The organism is Archangium sp. (assembly GCF_057119385.1).
Genome location: NZ_DBNGVP010000205.1, coordinates 46756 through 54174 on the forward strand (window position 1 = coordinate 46756; position 7419 = coordinate 54174).

Below are 7419 nucleotides of genomic sequence, written 5' to 3' on the forward strand. Positions count from 1 at the left end.
TCCCACCGGGCCCCCGTCTCCCTGAGCGCTCCGGGCGCTTGCGGACGTCACTGAATCCTTCTTGCCTGCTTACACTGGCTGACGCAGTGCACTAGACTCTCCGCGTCAACGGAATCACCCGCCGAGAGGGAGTGCTGATGCAGCAGCGAGGCCCGGGCCGCTATGGGTTGTACGAACCGGACACCGAGCGCGATGCCTGTGGAGTGGGCTTCGTGGCCCATATCCAGGGAGAGAAATCCCGCGGCATCGTCGAGGACGCGCTGGAGCTGCTCAACCGGCTGAGCCACCGGGCCGCGGCCGGCAGGGATCCCGAGACGGGGGATGGCGCTGGCATCCTCATCCAGCTCCCGCATCGCCTCTTCGAGCGCGAGCGGCTGGGCTTCGCGCTGCCCCCGCGCCACCAGTACGGCGTGGCCATGGTGTTCCTCCCCTCGGACGACGAGGCGCGCATCGCCTGCGAGGCCGCCCTGGAGCAGGTGACGGCCGACGAGGGCCAGCGCGTGCTCGGCTGGCGCGACGTGCCGGTGGAGCCCTCGCACCTGGGCAAGCTGGCCCGCGACGGCGCCCCCGTCATCCGCCAGCTCTTCGTCGCCCGGCGCCGCGTGGTGCCCAGCGCCTTCGAGCGCAAGCTGTTCCGCATCCGCAAGCTCGCCGAGCGCCGCATCCGCGAGCGCGCCCTGGACCCGGACGGCCAGTTCCACGTGGCCAGCTTCTCGGCCGAGACGCTCATCTACAAGGGCCTGCTCCTGCCCCGGCAGCTCCCGCGCTTCTACGTGGACCTGCAGCACCCCGAGTGCGTGAGCGCGCTGGGCCTGGTGCACTCGCGCTTCTCCACCAACACCTTCCCCACCTGGGAGCTGGCGCAGCCGTTCCGCTACATCGCCCACAACGGCGAAATCAACACGCTGCACGGCAACCGCAACTGGATGAACGCCCGGCGCGGCCTGCTGCAGTCCGCCAGGTTCGGCGGCAGCCTGGAGCCGCTCTTCCCCCTCATCGTCCCCGGCAAGAGCGACTCGGCCCAGTTCGACAACATGGTGGAGCTGCTGTACCTGGGCGGACGCGCGCTGCCCCACGCCATGATGATGATGATCCCCGAGGCGTGGGAGGGCCACACGCTCATGAGCGACGAGCGGCGCGCCTTCTACGAGTACTCCAGCTCGCTGCTGGAGCCGTGGGACGGGCCGGCCGCCATCGCCTTCACCGACGGCCAGCTCATCGGCGCCACGCTGGACCGCAACGGCCTGCGGCCCGCGCGCTACCTCGTCACCGAGGATGACCGCATCATCCTCGCCTCGGAGACGGGCGTGCTCGACGTGCCCGCTTCCCAGGTGCGCCGCAAGGGCCGCCTCACCCCCGGCCGCATGCTGCTGGTGGACACGCTCGAGGGCCGCATCCTCGAGGACGAGGAGGTCAAGCGCGACATCACCACCCGCTGGCCCTACCGGCGGTGGTTGAAGAACAACGTCTTCACCTTCGATGACCTGCCCACCGTGCCCGCGCCCCGGCGGCTGGGCGGCGAGGAGCTGTGGCGGCTGCAGCGCGCCTTCGGCTACACGGACGAGGACGTGCGGCTGCTGCTGCGGCCCATGGCCGAGGGCGGCAAGGAGCCCGTGGGCTCCATGGGCACCGACACGCCCCTGGCCGTGCTCAGCGACCAGGCGCCCTCGCTCTTCAACTACTTCCACCAGCTCTTCGCGCAGGTGACCAACCCGCCCATCGACCCCATCCGCGAGTCGCTGGTGATGACGCTGGCCACCGGGCTGGGCCCCGAGGGCAACACCTTCGAGGAGACGCCCGAGCACTGCCACCGGCTGTCGCTGCCGGGCCCCATCCTCACCAACGGGCAGCTGGCGAAGCTGGCCGCCATCCGCAACGAGGGCATCTTCGAGACGCTGCCGCTCAGCCTCCTCTACCCGGTGAACGGGGGCGAGGGCGCGCTGGAAGCGGCCGTGGAGCGGCTGTGCGACTCGGCCGTGGAGGCGGTGGACGCGGGCGCCAACATCCTCGTGCTGAGCGACCGGGACGTGGACGCGGCCCATGCCGCCATCCCCGCGCTGCTGGCCGTGTCCGCCGTGCACCAGCGGCTCGTGCGCGACGGCATCCGCATGTACACCGGCCTCGTGCTGGAGACGGCCGAGGCCCGCGAGGTGCACCACTTCGCGTGCCTCTTCGCCTACGGCGTCTCCGCGGTGAACCCCTACCTCGCGCTGGACACGCTGCGCGCCCTGGCCGATGCCGGCGAGCTGCCGGTGGACCAGGAGAAGGCGCAGGAGAACTTCATCCACGCGATTGAAGAGGGGCTGCTCAAGGTGATGTCCAAGATGGGCATCTCCACGCTCCAGTCCTACCGCGGCTCGCAGCTCTTCGAGGCCGTGGGCCTGCGGCGCGGCCTGGTGGAGAAGCACTTCACCGGGACGCCCTCGCGCGTGGAGGGCGTGGGCCTGCCCGAGCTGGGGCGCGAGGTGAGCGAGCGGCATGCGCTCGGCTTCGGCCCCGTGGCCGAGCACGAGGCGGAGCTGCTCCCCGTGGGCGGCCAGTACCAGTGGCGCCGCCGCGGCGAGACGCACAAGTGGAACCCCGCCACCATCGCCAGGTTGCAGCAGGCGGCTCGCGACAATGACGCCGCCGCCTTCGCCGAGTACTCGCGGCTGGCGGACGACGAGTCGCGCGCCCACTGCAACCTGCGCGGGCTCCTGGAGGTCGCGGCCGAGCGCCAGACTCCCGTGCCCCTGGAGGAGGTGGAGCCGGCATCGGAGATCGTCAAGCGCTTCGTCACCGGCGCCATGTCCTTCGGCTCCATCAGCGCCGAAGCCCACGAGACGCTGGCCATCGCGATGAACCGCATGGGCGGGCGCTCCAACAGCGGCGAGGGCGGTGAGGAGTCGCGACGCTACACCCGGGACGAGAACGGAGACCTGCGGCGCAGCGCCATCAAGCAGGTGGCCAGCGCCCGCTTCGGCGTCACCACCGAGTACCTCGTCAACGCGGCCGAGCTCCAAATCAAGATGGCCCAGGGCGCCAAGCCCGGCGAGGGCGGACAGCTCCCGGGCCACAAGGTGGACGAGCGCATCGCCCGGGTCCGCTGGTCCACGCCGGGTGTGACGCTCATCTCCCCGCCGCCACACCACGACATCTACTCCATCGAGGACCTGGCGCAGCTCATCTATGACCTGCAGTCGGTGAACCCGGCGGCGCGGGTGAGCGTGAAGCTGGTGAGCGAGGTGGGCGTGGGCACCATCGCCGCGGGCGTGGCCAAGGCCGGCGCCGGGGGCGTGGTCATCTCCGGCTACGAGGGCGGCACGGGCGCCTCGCCGCTCTCCAGCATCAAGCACGCGGGCCTCCCGTGGGAGCTGGGACTGGCGGAGGCGCAGCAGGTGCTGGTGCACAACGGCCTGCGCGGACGCATCCGCGTGCAGGTGGACGGCGGCCTGCGCACCGCCCGGGACGTGCTCGTCGCCACGCTGCTCGGCGCCGAGGAGTTCGGCATGGCCACCGCGAGCCTCATCGCGCTCGGGTGCATCATGCTGCGCAAGTGCCACCTCAATACGTGCTCGGTGGGCATCGCCACCCAGGACGCGGGCCTGCGCGAGCGCTTCCACGGCAAGCCCGAGCACGTGGTGAACTTCTTCTACCTCGTGGCCGAGGATCTGCGCCGGCAGATGGCGGCCCTCGGCGCCCGCCGGCTGGACGAGCTGGTGGGCCGCGTGGACCTGCTGCGCCAGCGGCCCGCCTCGGACCACTGGAAGGTGAAGCGGGTGGACCTCTCCGGGTTGCTCACGCTCCCCCACGCTCCCGTCGAGGAGCCCCGGCGGTGCGACTCGCCGTGGGGCAAGGATGTCTCCGACCACCTGGACCATGACCTGCTGAAGGACGCCCAGGCGGCGCTGGCGGGTGGGGCTCCCACGCTGCTGGTGCGGCCGGTGAGCAACACGCACCGCGCGGTGGGCGCCATGCTCTCGGGGGAGATCGCCCGGCGCCATGGGGCCCGCGGGCTCCCGGACGGGCAGCTGCGCATCCGGTTGAAGGGCTCGGCGGGACAGAGCTTCGGGGCCTTCCTCGCCAGCGGCGTGACGCTGGAGCTGGAGGGCGATGCCAATGACTACCTCGGCAAGGGGCTCTCCGGCGGACGCGTCATCGTCTACCCGCCCGCGGACAGCCGCTTCGTGCCCGAGGAGAACGTGGTGGTGGGCAACACCGTCCTCTACGGCGCCACGGCCGGCGAGGTGTACCTGCGCGGGCTCGCGGGCGAGCGCTTCGCGGTACGCAACAGCGGCGCCCAGGCCGTCGTCGAGGGCGTGGGGGACCACGGCTGTGAGTACATGACGGGCGGCGCGGTGGTGGTGCTCGGGCCCACCGGGCGCAACTTCGCCGCCGGCATGAGCGGTGGCATGGCCTTCGTGCTCGACCGCGAGCGCTCCTTCCGTGAGCGCTGCAACCTGGAGATGGTGGAGCTGGAGTCCCTGGTGGACGAGTCGGAAATCTGGCTCGTGCACGGGATGATCGAACGGCACCTGCACCACACGGGCAGCAAGCTGGCGCAGCGGGTGCTCGACAACTGGGAGCGCATGGTGCCGCAGTTCGTGAAGGTGATGCCCACCGACTACAAGCGCGTGCTCCAGGCGCGCCGGGCGGCCCGCAAGCCGCCTCCGGCCACGTTGCCACGGCTCCAGGTCGTGGGAGGGGAGGGCTGAGCCATGGGAAAGACGACTGGCTTCATGGAGTGGCAGCGCGTGCCCGCCCCCAAGCGCGAGAAGTCCGAGCGCGTCGGAGACTCGCGGGAGTTCGTCCTGCCGTTGTCCGCCGAGGAGGCGAAGCGGCAGGCGGGACGGTGCATGGACTGTGGCGTGCCCTTCTGTCAGCAGGGCTGTCCGCTGGGCAATCCCATCCCGGACTTCAACGACGCGGTGTACCGGGGCAAGTGGAAGGAGGCCTTCCTCGCCCTGAGCGCCACCAACAACTTCCCCGAGTTCACCGGACGGCTGTGTCCGGCGCCCTGCGAGGCGGCGTGCGTGCTGGGCATCAACCAGGACGCCGTCACCATCGAGCAGATGGAGAAGGAGATCATCGAGCGGGCCTTCGCCGAGGGCTGGGTGCGTGCGAGGCCTCCGGCGAGCCGCACGGGCAAGCGCGTGGCGGTGGTGGGCTCGGGGCCCGCGGGGCTGGCGGCGGCGGCGCAGCTCAACCAGGCGGGGCACAGCGTCACCGTGTTCGAGCGGGATGACCGGGCCGGTGGACTGCTGCGCTACGGGATTCCCGACTTCAAGCTGGAGAAGCCGGTGCTGGACCGGCGGCTGAAGCTGATGGAGGCCGAGGGCGTGGAGTTCCGCTGTGGCGTGGACGTGGGCCGCGAGCCGGGCTACGCCGCGCTGCGCGAGCAGTACGACGCCGTGGTGCTGGCCATGGGCGCGAGGAAGGCGCGGGAGCTGGAGGTTCCCGGGCGCGAGCTGCCCGGCGTGGTGCAGGCCATGGACTACCTGGAGCACCAGAACCGGGTGGTGTCGGGGCTGGCCACGCTCGAGCCCCGGCTGAACGCGGCGGGCAGGCGGGTGCTGATTCTGGGTGGTGGTGACACGGGCTCGGACTGCCTGGGCACGGCGCTGCGCCAGGGCGCGGCGAGCGTGACGCAGGTGGAGTTGATGCCGGCTCCGCCGAAGGTACGCGCCGAGGGCAACCCGTGGCCGCGCTGGCCGCTCATCTTCCGCACCTCGTCGAGCCAGGAGGAGGGTGGGGCGCGCGAGTTCGGGTTGATGACGAAGAAGCTCGTGGGGGAGAACGGACAGCTGCGGGCACTGCACGCGGTGCGGGTGGAGCTGCAGCGGGAGGCCAATGGCGCTCCCCGGCTGGTGGAGGTGCCCGGCTCCGAGACGGTCTACGAGGTGGACCTGCTGGTGCTGGCCATGGGCTTCACGGGGCCGGATACGGGGCTGCTGGCGGAGCAGCTCGGCACGAAGCTCACGCCGCGAGGCAACGTGCAGGTGGACGCGCACTTCGCCACGTCGGTGGAAGGTGTGTTCTGCGCGGGTGACGCGAGCCGCGGAGCGAGCCTCATCGTCTGGGCGCTCGCGGATGGACGCGAGACGGCGAAGGCCGTGGACACGTACCTCAACCGCGAGCCCTCCGCGCTGCCGACGAAGGGCAAGGACTGCGCGTTCGGGTGAGTGCGGCTACTCCATCTCTTCTGGCAGGGGAGTGCGAAGGAACATCAGGCCCTTTCCCTTGCGCGAAGCGATGACGCGGAATCCCTGGCCAGCGATCCGAACGAGTTCCTCTTCGCTGGCTCTTCCACTGGCCAGCCACGCATCAGCCTCTTCTCTCGTCGCGAAGGTCTGAGAGACGACGACTGACTCAATGGCTGGGATGTAGAACTTGCGAAAGTACTCGCGGTACTCATCCAGCTTCTGGATGTCGCGCACGTAGAGCAGCGCCACTGCGGCAATGCGGAGTGCTTCATCTTCTGCCGAGCCCTCTTGGTATTTCTCGTTCACAGTCCCCAGGATTCGCAGGACGGAGTCCACAGCGAAGTTTGAATTGTAGTTCATGATCTCACCAGATTAGAGCGCAAGAGGAACCAGAATCAGCGCGCCAGAGCCACCTGTCGTGATCTGAGGCATCCCCTCATAAAAGGCCAAAGGCTTCACGGAAAACGAGCTGCTCGCAGACGAGTTGGGCGAAGCGTTCAATGAGAGGCTGCAACTGGGCTTCGGGCATATTGGGCAGAGCCTGGTAGTACATGCAGCCCTGGCGGAAGAGGGAGTAGGTACGCTTCTTCGAGGTGTTGGCTTTGAGGTCGCGCTCCATACCGAGGCTCTCGCCAGCAGCCCCCAGCAGCGTCAGCAGAGCACCCGCCAGGGCACTCAGTAGCAGCAGCCTGTCACGCCTGTCCGTCTCCGCGATTCGGAAGGAAGACAGGTCCATGCCGAAGCGCAGATCCTTCACATCCCTGAAACTCTCCTTCGTCTCACACCGCCGCTCAATCTCCCGGCTGCTCGTAATGCCCCGCGCGTACGCGTATACGCGTACATGAGCAGCAGCGTCATCATCACCGGATGGTAGGGCGGCTGGCCTCGCTCCTGGGTGTACGCCTTCAGTATGGGGCTGAAGTCGAGCGTCTTGCGCAGCTCGACGAAGAAGCACGCCAGATGCCCCTCTCCCAGCACCTCCCGCGCGTACTGCGGCAGCAACTGTCCCTGCTCCGGTGTCCACTCCCGGAATGGCCTCGGCGAGGCGTAGCGGGCGGAGCTCTTCGCTTGCTCCTCCCGCTCCGGCTTCTCGCTGGCGGCTACTTCCAACAGGGCGGCCTGCTCCGGCTTCTTCGTCGAGGTGGTGCTCACCCTCCACCTTCAACCAGAACTCGCCTCCCCTCTGAAGGACCACCTGGGGCGTCACCCCTCTGGTCCACCCTCTACGGTGGGATAC

At 69.5% G+C, this 7419-nt stretch carries 4 protein-coding genes and 1 pseudogene; 2 read left to right on the forward strand and 3 right to left on the reverse strand.

Translation table 11 applies throughout. The features are described 5' to 3' along the window. Nucleotides 1-137 precede the first annotated feature (137 nt). Both gltB and AC16DP_RS47000 read left to right on the forward strand, forming a co-directional pair. Nucleotides 138-4694, forward strand: coding sequence for a glutamate synthase large subunit (gene gltB, locus AC16DP_RS46995; protein WP_329726339.1), 4557 nt, complete (start codon nt 138-140; stop codon nt 4692-4694). Nucleotides 4695-4697: 3 nt separating this feature from the next. Further along, nucleotides 4698-6161 carry a glutamate synthase subunit beta gene (locus AC16DP_RS47000; protein ID WP_329726340.1) on the forward strand — a complete coding sequence of 488 codons (1464 nt, stop codon included), beginning with the start codon at nt 4698-4700 and terminating at the stop codon, nt 6159-6161. 6 nt (nt 6162-6167) lie between these two features. Here the strand turns inward: AC16DP_RS47000 and AC16DP_RS47005 are convergent, their stop codons facing one another. The 3 genes and pseudogenes from AC16DP_RS47005 to AC16DP_RS47015 form a co-directional block, all read right to left on the reverse strand. Then, entirely contained in the window at nt 6168-6542 is a 375-nt protein-coding gene (locus AC16DP_RS47005) for a hypothetical protein (protein ID WP_329726341.1), read from the reverse strand. A 156-nt stretch (nt 6543-6698) separates the two neighbouring features. Beyond that, nucleotides 6699-6954: pseudogene (locus AC16DP_RS47010) on the reverse strand (IS4 family transposase); the annotation flags it as partial. Beyond that, nucleotides 6936-7334 carry a transposase gene (locus AC16DP_RS47015; RefSeq protein WP_414640672.1) on the reverse strand — a complete coding sequence of 133 codons (399 nt, stop codon included), beginning with the start codon at nt 7332-7334 and terminating at the stop codon, nt 6936-6938. The gene AC16DP_RS47015 and the pseudogene AC16DP_RS47010, both read right to left, overlap by 19 nt. Nucleotides 7335-7419: the final 85 nt, after the last annotated feature.

Coding starts and splice junctions, on each gene's coding strand:
- AC16DP_RS47005 (WP_329726341.1), bottom strand. CDS start 6,542: ATGAACTACAATTCAAACTTCGCTGTGGACTCCGTCCTGCGAATCCTG.
- gltB (WP_329726339.1), top strand. CDS start 138: ATGCAGCAGCGAGGCCCGGGCCGCTATGGGTTGTACGAACCGGACACC.
- AC16DP_RS47000 (WP_329726340.1), top strand. CDS start 4,698: ATGGGAAAGACGACTGGCTTCATGGAGTGGCAGCGCGTGCCCGCCCCC.